Source organism: Empedobacter sp. GD03797 (assembly GCF_029842105.1).
In the GTDB taxonomy this organism is placed as follows: Bacteria; Bacteroidota; Bacteroidia; order Flavobacteriales; family Weeksellaceae; genus Empedobacter; species Empedobacter falsenii_C.
Map to the genome: position 1 here is coordinate 1 of NZ_JAOCFS010000002.1, position 15,901 is coordinate 15,901.

Annotated in this window: 12 protein-coding genes and 2 riboswitches; of the genes, 6 read left to right on the forward strand and 6 right to left on the reverse strand. The window is 30.2% G+C overall.

The window, feature by feature from the left end:
• Window positions 1-154: 154 nt before the first annotated feature.
• Together metH and N5D90_RS01905 are read right to left on the reverse strand one after the other, a co-directional pair.
• Window positions 155-2,818, reverse strand: coding sequence for a methionine synthase (metH, locus tag N5D90_RS01900; RefSeq protein WP_280061397.1), 2,664 nt, complete (start codon window positions 2,816-2,818; stop codon window positions 155-157).
• Window positions 2,806-3,804: a homocysteine S-methyltransferase family protein gene (locus N5D90_RS01905; RefSeq protein ID WP_280061398.1), complete on the reverse strand. Its 999-nt coding sequence runs from the start codon at window positions 3,802-3,804 to the stop codon at window positions 2,806-2,808. The genes metH and N5D90_RS01905 overlap by 13 nt, the downstream gene beginning before the upstream one ends.
• Window positions 3,805-3,849: 45 nt before the next feature.
• Window positions 3,850-3,948, reverse strand: a riboswitch (SAM riboswitch).
• Between the two features lie 445 nt (window positions 3,949-4,393).
• Window positions 4,394-4,492, forward strand: a riboswitch (SAM riboswitch).
• A 125-nt stretch (window positions 4,493-4,617) separates the two neighbouring features.
• Between N5D90_RS01905 and N5D90_RS01910 the strand changes: the two genes are divergently transcribed.
• Window positions 4,618-5,799, forward strand: coding sequence for a homoserine dehydrogenase (locus N5D90_RS01910; protein WP_038331702.1), 1,182 nt, complete (start codon window positions 4,618-4,620; stop codon window positions 5,797-5,799).
• Between the two features lie 58 nt (window positions 5,800-5,857).
• On the opposite strand, the gene N5D90_RS01915 is transcribed toward N5D90_RS01910, so the two are convergent.
• Both N5D90_RS01915 and N5D90_RS01920 read right to left on the reverse strand, forming a co-directional pair.
• Window positions 5,858-6,304 (reverse strand): thioredoxin fold domain-containing protein, encoded by a 447-nt coding sequence (locus N5D90_RS01915; RefSeq protein WP_084106839.1) that lies wholly within the window; start codon window positions 6,302-6,304, stop codon window positions 5,858-5,860.
• Window positions 6,304-8,358, reverse strand: a complete 2,055-nt coding sequence (locus tag N5D90_RS01920) for a TonB-dependent siderophore receptor (RefSeq protein WP_280045646.1) — start codon at window positions 8,356-8,358, stop codon at window positions 6,304-6,306. Before N5D90_RS01920 ends, N5D90_RS01915 begins: the two co-directional genes overlap by 1 nt.
• A gap of 106 nt (window positions 8,359-8,464) precedes the next feature.
• Here N5D90_RS01920 and N5D90_RS01925 point away from each other — a divergent pair, with 106 nt between their 5' ends.
• Window positions 8,465-9,121: a metal-dependent transcriptional regulator gene (locus tag N5D90_RS01925; protein ID WP_280045643.1), complete on the forward strand. Its 657-nt coding sequence runs from the start codon at window positions 8,465-8,467 to the stop codon at window positions 9,119-9,121.
• Window positions 9,121-10,722 carry an LIC_10190 family membrane protein gene (locus N5D90_RS01930; protein WP_407932332.1) on the forward strand — a complete coding sequence of 534 codons (1,602 nt, stop codon included), beginning with the start codon at window positions 9,121-9,123 and terminating at the stop codon, window positions 10,720-10,722. The genes N5D90_RS01925 and N5D90_RS01930 overlap by 1 nt, the downstream gene beginning before the upstream one ends.
• A gap of 12 nt (window positions 10,723-10,734) precedes the next feature.
• Here the strand turns inward: N5D90_RS01930 and N5D90_RS01935 are convergent, their stop codons facing one another.
• Complete coding sequence (locus tag N5D90_RS01935) at window positions 10,735-11,100, reverse strand: DUF1573 domain-containing protein (protein ID WP_038334454.1); 366 nt, start codon at window positions 11,098-11,100, stop codon at window positions 10,735-10,737.
• 171 nt (window positions 11,101-11,271) lie between these two features.
• Between N5D90_RS01935 and N5D90_RS01940 the strand changes: the two genes are divergently transcribed.
• The 3 genes from N5D90_RS01940 (at window position 11,272) to N5D90_RS01950 (ending at window position 15,443) form a co-directional block, all read left to right on the forward strand.
• Entirely contained in the window at window positions 11,272-13,893 is a 2,622-nt protein-coding gene (locus N5D90_RS01940) for a valine--tRNA ligase (RefSeq protein WP_115000631.1), read from the forward strand.
• Between the two features lie 96 nt (window positions 13,894-13,989).
• Window positions 13,990-14,721: an alpha/beta hydrolase gene (locus N5D90_RS01945; protein ID WP_115000630.1), complete on the forward strand. Its 732-nt coding sequence runs from the start codon at window positions 13,990-13,992 to the stop codon at window positions 14,719-14,721.
• Window positions 14,722-14,804: 83 nt separating this feature from the next.
• Window positions 14,805-15,443 carry a LysE family transporter gene (locus N5D90_RS01950; protein WP_038334451.1) on the forward strand — a complete coding sequence of 213 codons (639 nt, stop codon included), beginning with the start codon at window positions 14,805-14,807 and terminating at the stop codon, window positions 15,441-15,443.
• A gap of 4 nt (window positions 15,444-15,447) precedes the next feature.
• Here the strand turns inward: N5D90_RS01950 and N5D90_RS01955 are convergent, their stop codons facing one another.
• Window positions 15,448-15,882, reverse strand: coding sequence for a hypothetical protein (locus tag N5D90_RS01955; RefSeq protein ID WP_038334450.1), 435 nt, complete (start codon window positions 15,880-15,882; stop codon window positions 15,448-15,450).
• Window positions 15,883-15,901: the final 19 nt, after the last annotated feature.

Here is a 15,901-nt window from a genome sequence, read left to right on the forward strand (position 1 = left end):
CTTATTTCAGCAACTCACCCAAACTTGTGTGATTCTGAAACGAGTTCAGAATGACTTTGCGTTTCTTGTCATTCCGAGCTTGTCGAGGAATCTGAGATTCTTTATTTCGAAATGCTGTATTCAGAAAGATAAAATTTATTTTTGCTTAACGCTTTTACGCCAAATTAGGACTCAACCAACGCTCAGCTTTATCAAGTTCTATATTTTTACGTTTAGCAAAATCTTCAACCTGATCCATTTTTATTTTTCCAACTCCAAAATATTTTGCTTCTGGATTTCCAAAATAATAACCTGAAACAGACGAAACGGGATACATCGCCAACGAACTTGTTAACTCAATTCCTGCATTTTTCTCCACATCCAAAATTTTGAAAATCGTTTCTTTTTCTAAATGGTCAGGACAAGCAGGATAACCTGGAGCAGGACGAATGCCTTTATATTTTTCTGAAATTAATTCGTCATTTGATAAAGTTTCATCTTTTCCATAACCCCAAATTTCTGTACGAACATATTTGTGCAAACATTCTGCATAAGCTTCTGCCAAACGATCAGCAATTGCTTTTACCATAATCGAATTGTAATCATCTAAATTCGTTTCGTAAGCTTTGGCAACCTCTTCAATTTCTTGTCCTGCAGTCACCGCAAATGCACCTATATAATCTTGAATTTCTGAATCTTTTGGCGCAATAAAATCAGCAATCGAAATATTTGGTTGCTCTTTCGATTTTTTTGCTTGTTGACGAAGTGTGTAGAATTCTTCGATTTTGTTATCATTTTCATCAAACAATTCAATCGTGTCATCGTTTACCGTATTCGCTTTGAAAAGCCCAAAAACAGCTTTTGGTTTTGCTAAATTTTCAGTTTCGATTTTATTTAACATCGACAATGCATCAACATATAATTCTTTCGCATTTGTTCCGACAATTTCATCATCTAAAATCGCTGGAAACTTTCCGTGTAAATCCCACGTTTTGAAAAATGGAGTCCAATCTATAAAATCTCTTAATTCAGAAACTGTTGTTCGATGCGTGAAAACACCTAATTTATTTGGTTTAAAAGGTTTATTTTCTTCAAAATCAACTTTTAATTTATTTTTTCGAGCATCTTCAATTGATAGATATTCCTTTGATACAGCACGATTCAAGAAACCTTCTCTAATTTTTGTGTAATCAGTAGTTGTTTCTGTAAGTAATTCTGCCTGTTGATTTCCAATTAACTTTTGACAAATCGTAACCGAACGCGAAGCATCTAAAACATGAATCGCTTTATCATATTCTGGTGCAATTTTAACAGCTGTATGCGCTTTAGAAGTCGTTGCACCACCAATCATTAATGGAATATCAAGATTAAGACGTTTCATTTCTTTGGCAACATGCACCATTTCATCCAACGAAGGGGTAATCAAGCCAGAAAGACCAATTACATCAACATTATTTTTTTGCGCTTCGTCTAAAATTGTTTCAGAAGAAACCATTACACCTAAATCTATAATTTCGAAACCATTACAGCTTAAAACGACAGAAACAATATTTTTTCCAATATCGTGAACATCTCCTTTTACAGTGGCCATTAAGATTTTTGAAGGCTCTTTATCTGTTTTATTTCTAAGTTTTTCTTCCTCTAAAAAAGGGGTTAGATAAGCAACCGACTTTTTCATTACACGCGCTGATTTCACAACCTGAGGTAAGAACATTTTTCCGCTTCCAAAAAGATCTCCAACGACATTCATTCCATCCATCAAAGGACCTTCAATAACGCGTAAAGGAGAACCGATTTTTTCTAAAGCTTCGGCAGTATCTTCATCAATAAATTCTGTAATTCCTTTTACTAAAGAAATTTCAATTCGTTTTTCCAAAGGTAATTCGCGCCAAGCATCATCTTTCTTTTTCTCTTTTGTAACACCTTTTAGATGTTCGGCAAAATCAATCAAACGCTCTGTCGCATCATCACGTCGATCCAATAAAACATCTTCAACGTGTTCTAATAAATCTTTTGGAATATCATCATAAATCTCAATCATTTCTGGATTGACGATTCCCATATCCATTCCGTGTTTGATGGCGTGATATAAAAACGCTGTGTGCATCGCTTCACGAACTGCATTATTTCCACGGAACGAAAACGAAACATTCGAAACTCCACCAGAAACTAATGCATGCGGAAGATTTTCTTTGATCCATTTTGTTGCATCAAAAAAATCGATTGCATTTCGTCGATGCTCGTCCATTCCTGTTGCAACTGGGAAAATATTCACATCAAAAATGATATCTCTTGGATTGAAATTTACTTCATTCACCAAAATATCATACGAACGTTTTACAATTTCGATTCGACGTTCATAATTATCTGCTTGACCTTTTTCATCAAACGCCATAACCACTGTTGCAGCGCCATAACGTTTAATTTTTTTGGCATGTTCAATAAATAATTCTTCTCCTTCTTTCAAAGAAATTGAGTTCACAATTGCTTTACCTTGCACATTTTTCAGACCAGCTTCGATAATTTCCCATTTCGAAGAATCAATCATAATTGGCACTTTCGAAATATCAGGTTCAGAAGCAATCAAACGTAAATATTTTACCATAGAAGCCACACCATCAAGCATACCTTCATCCATATTGATGTCGATAATTTGCGCGCCGCCATCTACTTGATCACGTGCAACTTGAAGTGCTTCTTCAAATTTTTCTTCTTTGATTAATCGCAAGAATTTTTTAGAACCAGTTACATTTGTACGTTCACCAACATTTACAAAGTTTGAATTTTCACGTACAATTAAAGGTTCTAATCCAGAAAGTTGAATTTTTACGCTTGACATTCTACATTAATTTTTCGAGGTTCGTATTCTTTTGCTAAATCTGCCATCAATTTGATATGGTCAGGTGTAGTTCCACAACATCCGCCTAAAATATTTACCAATTTTTTATCCAAGAAGGGTTTGATAAAATCTCGCATCATTTCAGGAGTTTCATCATATCCTCCGAAAGCATTTGGTAAACCGGCATTTGGATATGCGCTCACATAAAATGGCGCTTTTTCGGCTAAAACTTCCAAATATGGAATCAAATCTGTTGCACCTAAAGCACAATTTAATCCAACTGAAATTAAATCAATATGTTCTAATGAAATCAAGAAAGCTTCGGTTGTTTGCCCAGAAAGGGTGCGTCCAGATTTATCTGTAATTGTACCAGAAGCCATTAATGGAACATTAATTCCTGTTTTTTCTATTGCATCTTGAATTCCATAAAATGCTGCTTTTGCATTCAACGTATCAAAAATAGTTTCGACAAGTAAAATATCGGCACCAGCTTCTAACATTGTTTTTGCTTGACGATAATAAACATTTGCCAATAAATCAAAATCCACATCGCGATAACTCGGATCATTTACTTGTGGTGAAATAGAGGCTGTCTTGTTTGTAGGGCCTAAAGAACCAACAACAAAACGAGGCTTATCTGGCGTAGAAAACTCTTCACAAGCTTCTTTCGCTAAACGAACGGCTTCGTAGTTTAATTCATCAACCAAATCAACCATATCATAATCAACCATAGAAATAATATTGGCATTGAACGTATTTGTTTCGATCAAATCCGCGCCAGCAGCCAAATATTCTCGGTGAATATTTTTGATAATTTGCGGTTGCGTTAAAACCAATAAATCGTTATTTCCTTTTAAAGAAGTATGAAAATCCTTGAATCGTTCTCCACGATAATCTTCTTCTTGTAAATTATGCTTTTGGATCATTGTTCCCATCGCACCATCTAAAATAACAATACGCTCTTTTAGTATATCAACTAATTTCATTCTAAATATTTTAAAAGCCTTATGGGAAGAAGTGTGAGGTGAGTGTCCTTATCTTTCTCTATTTGAGTAGGATTTAGCACCCAACTATACTTTGGGTTGCTAAGATTTCAACGGGCCTATTCCCTCCATCTTTCTTTATAAAGCTATGTGCAAAATTATTTAAAGTATTGAGAATAAAAAAATCAAGAATAAAAAAAACGAGTTTAGAATTTGGTTCATAGAAATAATTTTTGTTTGGAATAGTTCAAAATCTCTAATAGGTCAATTTTTAAATTTATTTTAGAAAATAATTCTTTATAACAATGTTTTTACAGAAATAATATTTTAATCACTTATTGAAACGAATTGTTTTTAGAATATTTTTAATATAAATAGGTTTTTATTAAAAAATATTAAGATTTGTTTTTTCTTTTAATTGTATTTTTTAGAAAATTATTTTTATATATAAATATTTGTAGAATAAAATTCATAATTTGTGTGTTTTCATTACTAATTACAGAAAATATTAAATTATAGAAGCAAAATAAATTTGGAAATATAGAATTCTTTCGCCTAAATTTGTCCTCAGAAATAGTTCATTAAAATTTACATTTTATCAAGAAAAGTGGAGGGAAATGGCCCAAAGAAACTTTAGCAACCTGATTAACAAATCAAGGTGCTAAATCCATCCTTATAGGAAAGATGAATAAAAACTACTGTAAACCAATCATTCAATAATATTCTTTATTCAAAATGGTTCAATTGTTTTTATGCGATTGAACCATTTTTTTCTTCACTCTTCTCTGATAAAAAATTATTAAAACAAAAGAATACATGAAAAAAATAAATATCGGATTGTTCGGATTTGGAGTTGTAGGAGAAGGAATTTACAAGGTATTGGAAGAAAAACCACAGTTGAATGCTGCAATTAAAAAAATTGTGATTAAAGATAATTCTAAACCTAGAAATGCTCCGTCTGAATTATTTTCGACTAATGCGGATGATATTTTAAATGATGATGAAATAAATGTTGTTGTTGAGTTAATTTCGGATGCTGATGCGGCGCATGATATCATTATAAAAGCGTTCAATAAAGGAAAACATGTGGTAAGTGCAAATAAAAAATTGATTGCCGATCATCACAAAGAATTATTGGATTTGCAAGCAAAAAATAATGTTTCTTTTCTTTATGAAGCATCTGTTTGTGGATCAGTTCCGATTATTAGAAATTTAGAAGAATATTTTGATAACGATTTATTGAATTATGTTTCAGGAATTGTAAATGGCACAACAAATTACATTTTGACGAAAATGGCAAATGAAAATGAGTCGTATCAAGATGCCTTAAAAGCAGCGCAAGAAAGTGGTTTTGCAGAAGCTGATCCAACGGCTGATGTGGAGGGTTTTGATGCGTCGAGTAAATTAGCAATTATTACCTTGCATGCTTTTGGTAAAAAGATTGATGTTGAGCAAGTTATTCGAAAAGGAATTACCTCATTGAAAGTGGAAGATTTTAAATACGCGAAAGAAAAAAATTATACAATAAAGTTGATTGCGAATTCTAAAATTAATCATCAAACAGGTGAAATTACATCAACAGTTTTACCAACTTTTGTTGAATTAAATAAAACAATTGCGCTTGTAAACAACGAATATAATGGTGTTTTGATTGGAAGTTCGCTTTCGGATGAACAATTTTTATACGGAAAAGGAGCAGGACGTTTCCCAACTTCTTCGGCTGTTTTGAGTGATATTTCTGCGTTAAAATATGATTATCAATATTCGATTCGAAAATATGAAAACAAAGAAGAAGGAGTTTTTAATCAAACAGGAAAAAAGAGAATTTATATCGGTTTTGAGAATCAAGCAGATGATGTTTCAAACATTTTTGATGAAATAGAAGAGCGTTATCAAAGTAAAAATTACAATCACATTGTTGGTGTGATTGATATAGAAAAGCTCAAACAAAAAGAGATTATTGAAAATCCAAAACTTTCGATAATTGCGTTTGAGTAAATTTTTGTGATTAAAAAGCCTCAATTAACATTGAGGCTTTTTTTTGTAAATCTAAAAATTAAGGTTTTTGTAAATACTTTTTCAATAAAAGTTTTAGTGGTTTATTTTTAATTAATCCAGCATAAGTCATTTCAATTTTAAAATCTTTTGAGATTAAAACCCAATATGGATAACTAATTTGTTCGTTTTTATCAATAAATTCTTCCAAAAATGGATGAGTTTTTTTATTCGATTTAGGTTCATATTTTTTGTTTAAAAAAATAATAGATTCATTTGTTTCTGCATCAAATTCAATAAAATAAATGTCATTATTTAGAATTTGAAGTAATTCATCATCTTTTTCTAATTGTTTCTTTTGAATCATACAGTAACTACACCAATTGGTTGAAAAATAAAGCAGAATTGGTTTAGGATTTTCATTAAAAATTGAATTAAATTTTTCTAATGAAATCTGTGCTTGGAGATTCAATGATGATAAAATGAATATGAAGTACCAGATTTTCATTAACGTAAATTGTATCGGACACCTATAAAACCTCTTGTTCCCTGCATAGGTGTATAGCTGTAATCATTTGGCTCAAAAATAACATCGTTTCTTCCTTTAGGAGGAGTAATGCCATTTCCTGGTTCTCCGAATGGATCCCACCAACGAGCAATAACATCGCCTTTTGGTAAAACATTAAAAATATTTTTTACTCCACCATAGATTTCAATATTATTTTTGAATGATTTACTCAATTGAATATTGGCAATAAAAGTTGGCTTTGAATATTCAGGTCGATAATCATTTTCTACGCGAGGTAATTTCATTTTGTCATTATAATTGGCGGTTAAATCAATAGTAAAACCTTTTTTGAATGCATAACTTGCTAAGAAATTTCCAGACCATTTCGGTGCGTGATATTGAACTTCTTTTTCGCCATTTTCTTTTTTGTAAACATCCATATAGGTTGCGCCAAGCATTATTTTTAGAGGAAAGTCAAATGTTGCATCTATATTTAAAGAAACTCCTTGAGATATTGCGTGTCCATCTAAATTGTCATAGATAATCTTTGTTTCGTCAGTATCTGTATCAGCAATAATTTTGTTTGTGAAATAAGAATAGAATGTTGTGAAATCAAAATTTAGAGCTGCAAAAGAAGTTGGTAGTTTGAACACATAATTAATATTTCCATTATATGATTTTTCAGGTTTTAATTCATTTTCAAAAACTACTTGTCTAGCTCCAGTTAATGCACGATGATCTTCTGTGAAAACATTTACAACACGAAATCCTGTACCAAAACTTGCTCTTAAAGTATGATGAGATGAAGGTGAAAATTTATAAGCTACTCTTGGAGAATGTATTCCTTTATGTGTTTTATCATAATCAAATCGATAACCAAGTAATAATTTATTTTCAGAGTTTAATGTCCATTCGTCTTGTACAAAAATACCAGGAATTGGTGTATTCATAGGGTTATTCTTAATTAGATTATTATCTTCATCATATTCTCCAGTCCCTCTTGTGTTATCATCGTAATAAGTATACTTGAATGAAGTTCCTAAAAGTAAACTATGTTGTCCAATTATTTTATCCCAATAAGCTTGAGCAAAAACAACTTGTTGTTTTCCTTGATACGATTCTGGACCATAAAATGAATTCTGTTGATGAAAATTATAAGAAAATTGAGTCATTATTTTCTCTTTTAGAGGTAATTGATACATTCCTATCGCTTCAAAACGATTTGTCATAATGCTTTCAGCATAAACTTCGTCGCTTCCTCTGTGAAGTTTTCTTTTCCAATTCATTTGACCTCCCCATCTATCTTCATATAAATAACGTAAAGCAACCGATGCTGTTCTATTTTCTTGACGTTCAAAATCAAATTTATTGAATAATGTGATGCGATCTTGTAATGTTACATCTGTAAAACCGTCGTTATTTTTATCTTTCTTATTTCCATATTTAAAGTAATTAAAGCCAAATAAACCATTTACCTTTTCTCCTAAATTATATTTGTATCCACCATCAAGATTGGTTTCCAACCAAGAAGTTGTAAAAGCATCCAAAGATAATTTTGGAGCAGATTTAGGAGATTTGGTAATTACATTAATTATACCTCCCATAGCTTCTGTTCCATAAAGGGAAGATGCTGGCCCTTTTACGACTTCTATTCGTTCAACCAAAGAATTCGGAATTCCGCTCAAACCATAAACTGTAGATAGAGAAGAAACAATTGGCATTCCATCAATTAAAATCATGGTATATGAACCTTCCATTCCGTTAATATGAATATCACCTGTGTTGCAAACGTTACAATTTAATTGCGGTTGAACACCATTTATTAATTGTACAGCGTCAAATAATGAAGGTGTTGGATTTTTTTGAAAAAACTTCGGTGTATAGATTTCAATTGGAACTGGACTATCAGACTTTCTCACAGCTTTCATTGTTCCTGTAACTACAATCTCATCTAAATTTTCTGAAGTATCTTTCACATAAATAGAATCTTTTTGTTCTTGAGCATTTGATAGAATGGAGGTTAAAGCAATGAATAAATAAAATGTTGTTTTCATATCAAGTAAAATTTATAATCAAATTAAAAAGTTAGACAAATCTAACAAAAATATTATTAAAAATGAATTACTAAATTTTACTTAATTTTCAACTATATTTGTTTCTATGAATTCATTGGTCGAAGAAAATTACCTAAAAGCATTATTTCATCTTTCTGAAAATGGAAAAGGAGAAGTGAATGTGAAGGATTTGAGTAAGCATTTGGAAATAAAAATGCCTACTGTAAATAGTATGATGAAAAAATTAGCTGAAAAAGAATTGGTGATTTATGAATCGTATAAACCACTTCGGTTATCTGATAAAGGAATTTTAAAAGCTTCTTTGATTGTAAGAAAACACCGATTGACAGAGATGTTTTTGGTAGATAAAATGGGATTTGGCTGGGAGCAAGTGCATGAAATTGCTGAGCAAATAGAACATATTCAAAGTTCAATTTTTTTCGATAAAATGGACGAATTATTAAATTTTCCTAAAGTAGATCCGCATGGTTCTCCAATTCCAGATAAAAACGGAAAAATAGAAATTATCAATTACAAAAAGTTGGCAGAATTTAAAGAAGGTGAGAAAGTGGAAATTTGTGCTGTCATTGGTTCTTCAGATGAATTTTTGAAATATTTGAATTCAAAAAATATTCATTTGAATGATGAAATTGAAATCATTTCAGTCGAAGATTTTGATGGAACAATGAAAGTTAAATTTCTAAAATCAAATGAAATTGAATCATTTAGTAGTCATGTAACTTCAAGATTGTTAGGTAAATAATGGTTTTTCAGTTTTTTTTATCAATCGCCTTATTTTTCTATTTTTTAGGGTTTGGATTTTTATTTCAGAAAATTTTTTCTCGAATTAATTCAACTATTTCGTTTACAGTCATAAATGGAATGATAGGAGTTGGACTGATAAGTTTTTTCGTCGCATTTTTTCTTCCATTAAATTTTACATACGAAGTAGTATTAATTTTAATTGCGATTCTATCATTAATTTATCATAGAAACGAAGTGAAGCGAAGTTTGTTGAAACTTAAAAATATATCACGATATTTTTATGCTTTTACTTTTGTTGGATTGTTGGTCGCCGTTACGTATCCTTTTATTTTAGATCATTTTGGTTATTATATTCCGACAATAAAATGGTTAGATTTTGCTGGTTTTGTAAAAGGGCTTTCTAATTTTGAATGGGTTTTGGCGCAAAATAGTTTTTGGCATATTTTGCAAGCTTCTATTAACGAAACATTGGATATTTATTATCGATTAAATTTTTGTTTATTTTTAATCTTCAATCTCTATGTTTTCGAATTGAAGCAGAAAAAACTTCTCATTTTTAATCTCCTTTTTATATTTTTTTTAAATACTCCTTCACCAGATCTTCCTGTTTTTGTTCTTACGATTCTATTAATCAATGAATATTTACGTTATAAAAATAAAGCGTCTGATTACCTTTTTTACGCTGCTATTTTATTTGTAATTAAACCAATAAGTATTGTATTAATTTTATTTTTTGGAATTGAATATTTAAGAAATAAAGAATACAAAAATTTAAAAGACAAGAATTTATTTTTACTTATTTTTATTGCTTTATTGTTTTGTTGTAAAGGAATTATTGTTTCAGCAAATCCTTTATTTCCTTTAGAATTTTCTTCAATAAAAGGTTTGGAATGGGCTTCACCACAGCATTTATATGAATTATCTGCACAGAACGGTAAATTTATTCCACTTAAAGATTCGTTTACGTTTGAAGAAGTAGCTAGAATGAATACAACTGAATATTTTCAAGCTATTTTTTTTCAATCATCTTCTCGAACAATAATTTTTCTTTTAATTATTTGTTTAACAATTTTCAATTTGTTAATAGGCTTCTATAAAAAGAATTATTTTATAAAATCGTTAATATTCTGTTGTATAGTGAAATTATTAATAATATTAATTTTTTCTAATCAATTTAGATTTTTATTAGATGTATTAATTATTGATTTATTAATTATTTTTAAATTAGTTAACTTAAAAATATTTAATAAATATTCAGAATTATTAAGTTTAATATTTGTATATATTACTTCATTTATTTTAATATTTTCTATTTTTAAAGGTGATTATTTCAAAAATATTAAATCATTTTCTTATATAAGAAGTATAAATTTTGATCAAATTTTAATTCCAGGAAATTATAAAGAAAATGAATTGAACATTAATAATTTAAATATAAGTAAAACCAAATTAGAAAAATTTCTACAATATCAAATTTATCTACAACAAATTGATTCTACTGATGTAAAAAAAGGCTTTTATTTTGAAAAAATGGACAGAAAAAAAAGAGAGAAGATTTTAAACATTTTGAAAGAAGAACAAAAAAAGCAAGTTAAATAACTTGCTTTACTATTATTCTGCTTTTCCTTTTATTCTGAAAATTTTTCGAGAAGAAACTGGATCGTTAGATGTAATTGTTACAGATTTATTAAAATCTCCAGTCACAGAACCACTTGAATATTTAACAGTAATATCCGCAGATTTTCCTGGTTCGATAGGTGTTGTAGGATATTCAGGAACTGTACATCCACAAGATCCAACAACGCTTTTAAGAATTAAAGGTTTATCACCAGAATTGGTTACTTTCATCTTAGCTGTTACTTCAGTATTCAACTTTATATTTCCAAATTGAATTTCTTCTTTTTCTAAACTAAGTGTTTGAGCAAATAAACTTGTAACGCCTAAAGCAAAAGCACCTAAAAACATTAATTTTTTCATGACGATAATTAATTTATAATCAAATGTACAAAAGAATTTTACTTTAAATAAAATTACTTTCGAATTTATTACAAATAACATTCCAATTTTATAATATATATTTAATATACTAGGCAGTTTAAGGCAGATTGTGTAAATTTGCCCAAATTTATTTTAAGTCATATATAAATAATGGAAATCGCATCTAAATATACGCCAACGGAAGTTGAAGGAAAATGGTATGAATACTGGATGGAGAAGAAGTATTTTAAATCTACTCCAGATGAAAGAAAAGCTTACACAATCGTCATTCCACCACCAAATGTAACAGGAGTCTTACACATGGGACATATGTTAAATAATACGATTCAGGACGTTTTAATTCGTCGTGCGCGTATGCGTGGATTCAATGCTTGTTGGGTACCAGGGACAGACCATGCTTCGATTGCTACTGAAGCGAAAGTTGTTGCGAAATTAAAAGAGGAAGGTGTTTCTAAATTTGATATTGGTCGTGAAGAATTTCTTAATCATGCTTGGGATTGGACGCATAAGCATGGTGGAATTATTTTAGATCAATTGAAAAAGTTAGGAGCTTCTTGCGATTGGGATCGTACAAAATTTACGATGGATCCAGATTTATCTGAATCTGTTCAACGTGTTTTTGTTGATTTATATAACAAAGGATTAATTTACCGTGGATACCGTATGGTAAACTGGGACCCGGAAGCGAAGACAAATATTTCTGACGAAGAAGTTATCCATGTTGATAAAAATGGAAAATTATATCATTTAAAATATCAAGTTGACGGAACTGATCAATATATTGTTGTGGCGACAACTCGTCCTGAAACAATTTTTGGTGACTCTGCAGTTTGTATTAATCCAAATGACGAGCGCTACGAATGGTTGAAAGGAAAACAAGTTATTGTTCCAATCGTTGGTCGTAAAGTAAATATTATCGAAGACGAGTATGTTGATATCGAATTTGGTACAGGATGTCTTAAAGTTACGCCTGCGCACGATGTAAACGATTACGAATTAGGTAAAAAACATAACTTAGATTTCATTGATATTTTTACAGATGATGCGAAATTGAATGATTTAGGATTAAGTTATGCTGGATTAGATCGTTTCAAAGCGCGTAAAGAAATCGAGAAAGAATTAGAAGAAAAAGGTTTACTTGAAAAAGTAGAAAATTATAATAATAAAGTTGGTACATCTGAAAGAACAGGAGCGGTGATTGAGCCTAAAATCTCTAATCAATGGTTCTTGAAAATGACAGATTTAGCTAAACCAGCTTTAGATAATGTAATGAATGATACGATTAAATTTCATCCTGCGAAATTTAAAAATACGTATCGTAATTGGATGGAAAATGTAACAGATTGGAACATTTCTCGTCAATTATGGTGGGGACACCAAATTCCTGCATTTTTCTATGGTGATGGAAACGAAGATTTCGTTGTGGCTATAACAAAAGAAGAAGCTTTACCATTAGCACAAGAAAAAACAGGAAATGTAGCATTAACAATCGAAGATTTACGTCAAGACGAAGATGCGTTAGATACTTGGTTTTCTTCTTGGTTATGGCCAATTTCTGTTTTCAACGGAATTAATGAGCCAGAAAATGAAGAAATCAATTATTATTATCCAACACAAGATTTAGTAACTGGTCCGGATATTATTTTCTTCTGGGTAGCGCGTATGATTGTGGCTGGATATGAGTATCGCAACGAATTACCTTTCGAAAATGTATACTTTACAGGAATTGTTCGTGATAAACAAGGACGTAAAATGTCAAAATCGTTAGGAAATTCACCAGATCCAATCGAATTGATGAATGAATATGGTGCAGATGCAACACGTATGGGAATGTTGTTAACGGCGCCTGCTGGAAACGATTTACCTTTCGATGTTGATTTATGTTTACAAGGACGTAATTTTGCTAATAAAATTTGGAATGCTTTCCGATTGATCAAAGGTTGGGAAGTGAAAGAAGATTTAGAACAAACTTCTGCTCAAGCAAAAGCGGTTGACTGGTTCGAAAATAAATTCCAACAAGCGTTAGCAGATATCGAACATAATTACGATCAATATCGTTTATCTGATTCATTGATGGCGATTTATAAATTGATTTGGGATGATTTCTGTTCTTGGTATTTAGAAGCGATTAAACCTACTTTTGGTGAGCCAATTGATGCAAAAACTTATGTAGCAACAATTTCTTATTTAGAAAATGTATTGAAAGTTTTACATCCATTTATGCCTTTCTTAACAGAAGAAATTTGGCATTTAATTGCTGAAAGAACGGATGATGAAGCACTGATTGTTTCTAAATATCCAGAAGTAACATCTTTCAACGAAGAAATTATCAAGAATTTCGAGAATACAAAAGAAGCAACTACAGCAATTCGTGGATTACGTTCAGAAAAAGGAATGTCACCAAAAGAAGCTTTAGAAGTTTTTGCTGATGCTCAAGCTGCGAACGAAATATATGTAGATGTTTTCTCTAAATTAGGAAATGTTTCTAATTTCAATACAGGAGATAAACCAGAAAAAGGTTTTGCTTTCCGCGTTGGGACATTAGAATTTATGGTTCCGATGTCTGATAATATCGATATTGAAGCTGAACGCGAGAAATTACAAAAAGAGTTGGATTACAACAAAGGTTTCTTAAATTCTGTTCGTAAAAAATTATCAAACGAAAAATTTGTTGCTGGTGCGCCAGAACAAGTAATTAATGCAGAACGCAAAAAAGAGGCAGATGCTTTAGAAAAAATTGCACAAATTGAAGAACAATTAGCTTCATTGTAATTTTTATCAAAATAAAATTTAAAAACCACTTCATTTGAAGTGGTTTTTTTATTGATTTTTTTCAATTAACTTTAATAAAGTCTCAAAAAAGTAGATATGTCAAGCGAATTAAATTACAAAAAGGAAAAGTTATATTCTGAATTTTTAAATCAAGAAAGAAATATTTTTGTTTGGATTCCAGAACGTTTTAAAAATGAAAGTTTGCCTGTTTTGTATTTATTGGATGGCGGCATTAATGAGAAATTTAAACAAATAACAAAGCTTATTGATGAGTTAATTAAATCAAATCGTATTCAACCATTGATGATTGTGGGAATCGAAAATATCAATCGAAATTTTGATTTTACAAGAAATACAAATGTTGTAAAAGACAAAAAATGGGTTCCAGAATATGGAAATGCAGAGAATTTTGAAAAATTTATTGTGTTAGAATTGCTTCCTCATATTTCGAAAAATTACAAGACAAATAACTCGAAAATCATTGTAGGTGAGTCTTTAGGCGGATTGTTGGTAATGGATATATTGTTTTATTTTCCACATTATTTTGATTCTTTTATTGCAATTGATCCTTCGCTTTGGTGGAATAATCACGAATTGTTTGATTCTTATTTTGAAAAATTTGATTTTAATCTGTTAGTAAATAAAAAGATTTGGATTTCAAGTTCTAAAACAGTTTCAATTTCAAAGTTTACTGATCAATTTGTAGAAAAATTGCAAGAAAAAGATAACTTGAAATCAAATTGGAATTATTTACATGATCCTTCTCAAAATCATTTCACAATTTTCAATTCATCAATAGAATCAGCGTTAATATGGACGTTTAAGTAATATTTTTTTGAATGATTCATATGACTTCAATAGGTTTCTCCAACAAGTTTGTCTAAATTTGCAAACCTTTTTAAAAAGAATTAATGCAGTATTTAGAACTACTTTTAATCGGAATTTTCACAGCTTTTATTGGATCGTCCATTCCTGGATTGTTGAATATGACGGTGGTAAAAATTGGGAAACAAGAAGGAGTAAAAAGTGCATATACTTTTATGTCTGGAACTGCGGTTACGATTGCAATTCAGGTTTATTTAGCAATTTTTCTAGCAAAATTTATTGATTTTAATGAAGAAGTTACCAAAATTTTTAGGGAAGTTGGATTAGCTGTTTTTGTAATTATTACGATTTATTTTCTCTTTTTTGCGAAGAAACAAGATCAAAAAAAGAAGAATAAAAAGCTAAAACAACAAGGTGATGTAAAACAAAAAAATAAATTCATTTACGGATTATTGTTATCCGCTGTAAATGTTTTTCCTATACCTTTTTATGTGTTTTTAAGCGCAACGTTGGTTTCGTATAATGTTAATGTTTTTGGACAACCAAATAGCTCAGTTTTTGCTTTAGGAGTTGTAGTTGGTTCGATGATTATTTTTGGTCTGTATCTGAAATTTTTTAACTCAAAATCGGAAGAAGATTCATTTATTTTGAAGAATATCAACTATGTAATTGGAGGAGTGACGAGTGTGATTTCTTTGTTAACGATTTATCAGCTTTTTCAATAAAAATTTAATTCAAATTTTGCTTTGGATGGGAGTATTTAACCAAATATTCCATCACTTCATCGCATTCTTTTCCTTCTAAAATATAACTCAAAATATCCTCAATTAATTCATCAATAATTTGAGGATTAAACTCAAATTTTTTAGCCAAATCAATGCAAATTGCCTTTTCATTTTGATGAATATTCAAATCCACAACCATTAACAAAACAGCGTCGTACAACAAAGAAAGTCGATCTGTAAATGTTTTAGGCAACGTAAAATCAAACTTCGTGTTTTCGTTCAGAATATAACTTACATCTTTAGCAGAAAGTTCATGGTATTTGGCAATATCAGAGATAATTTGAATCTCTTTTTCATTCAAATTTCCATCACTTTTACCAATAATAAATAAATTTTTGATGTGATTTAATTTATCAACCAAAGTAAGATTATTTTTCATTTGTCGCTTTTTGGGATTA

Coding starts and splice junctions, on each gene's coding strand:
- N5D90_RS01915 (WP_084106839.1), bottom strand. CDS start 6,304: ATGAAAATCTGGTACTTCATATTCATTTTATCATCATTGAATCTCCAA.
- N5D90_RS01955 (WP_038334450.1), bottom strand. CDS start 15,882: ATGAAAAATAATCTTACTTTGGTTGATAAATTAAATCACATCAAAAAT.
- N5D90_RS01930 (WP_407932332.1), top strand. CDS start 9,121: ATGGTTTTTCAGTTTTTTTTATCAATCGCCTTATTTTTCTATTTTTTA.
- metH (WP_280061397.1), bottom strand. CDS start 2,818: ATGTCAAGCGTAAAAATTCAACTTTCTGGATTAGAACCTTTAATTGTA.
- N5D90_RS01910 (WP_038331702.1), top strand. CDS start 4,618: ATGAAAAAAATAAATATCGGATTGTTCGGATTTGGAGTTGTAGGAGAA.
- N5D90_RS01940 (WP_115000631.1), top strand. CDS start 11,272: ATGGAAATCGCATCTAAATATACGCCAACGGAAGTTGAAGGAAAATGG.
- N5D90_RS01925 (WP_280045643.1), top strand. CDS start 8,465: ATGAATTCATTGGTCGAAGAAAATTACCTAAAAGCATTATTTCATCTT.
- N5D90_RS01920 (WP_280045646.1), bottom strand. CDS start 8,358: ATGAAAACAACATTTTATTTATTCATTGCTTTAACCTCCATTCTATCA.
- N5D90_RS01935 (WP_038334454.1), bottom strand. CDS start 11,100: ATGAAAAAATTAATGTTTTTAGGTGCTTTTGCTTTAGGCGTTACAAGT.
- N5D90_RS01950 (WP_038334451.1), top strand. CDS start 14,805: ATGCAGTATTTAGAACTACTTTTAATCGGAATTTTCACAGCTTTTATT.
- N5D90_RS01945 (WP_115000630.1), top strand. CDS start 13,990: ATGTCAAGCGAATTAAATTACAAAAAGGAAAAGTTATATTCTGAATTT.
- N5D90_RS01905 (WP_280061398.1), bottom strand. CDS start 3,804: ATGAAATTAGTTGATATACTAAAAGAGCGTATTGTTATTTTAGATGGT.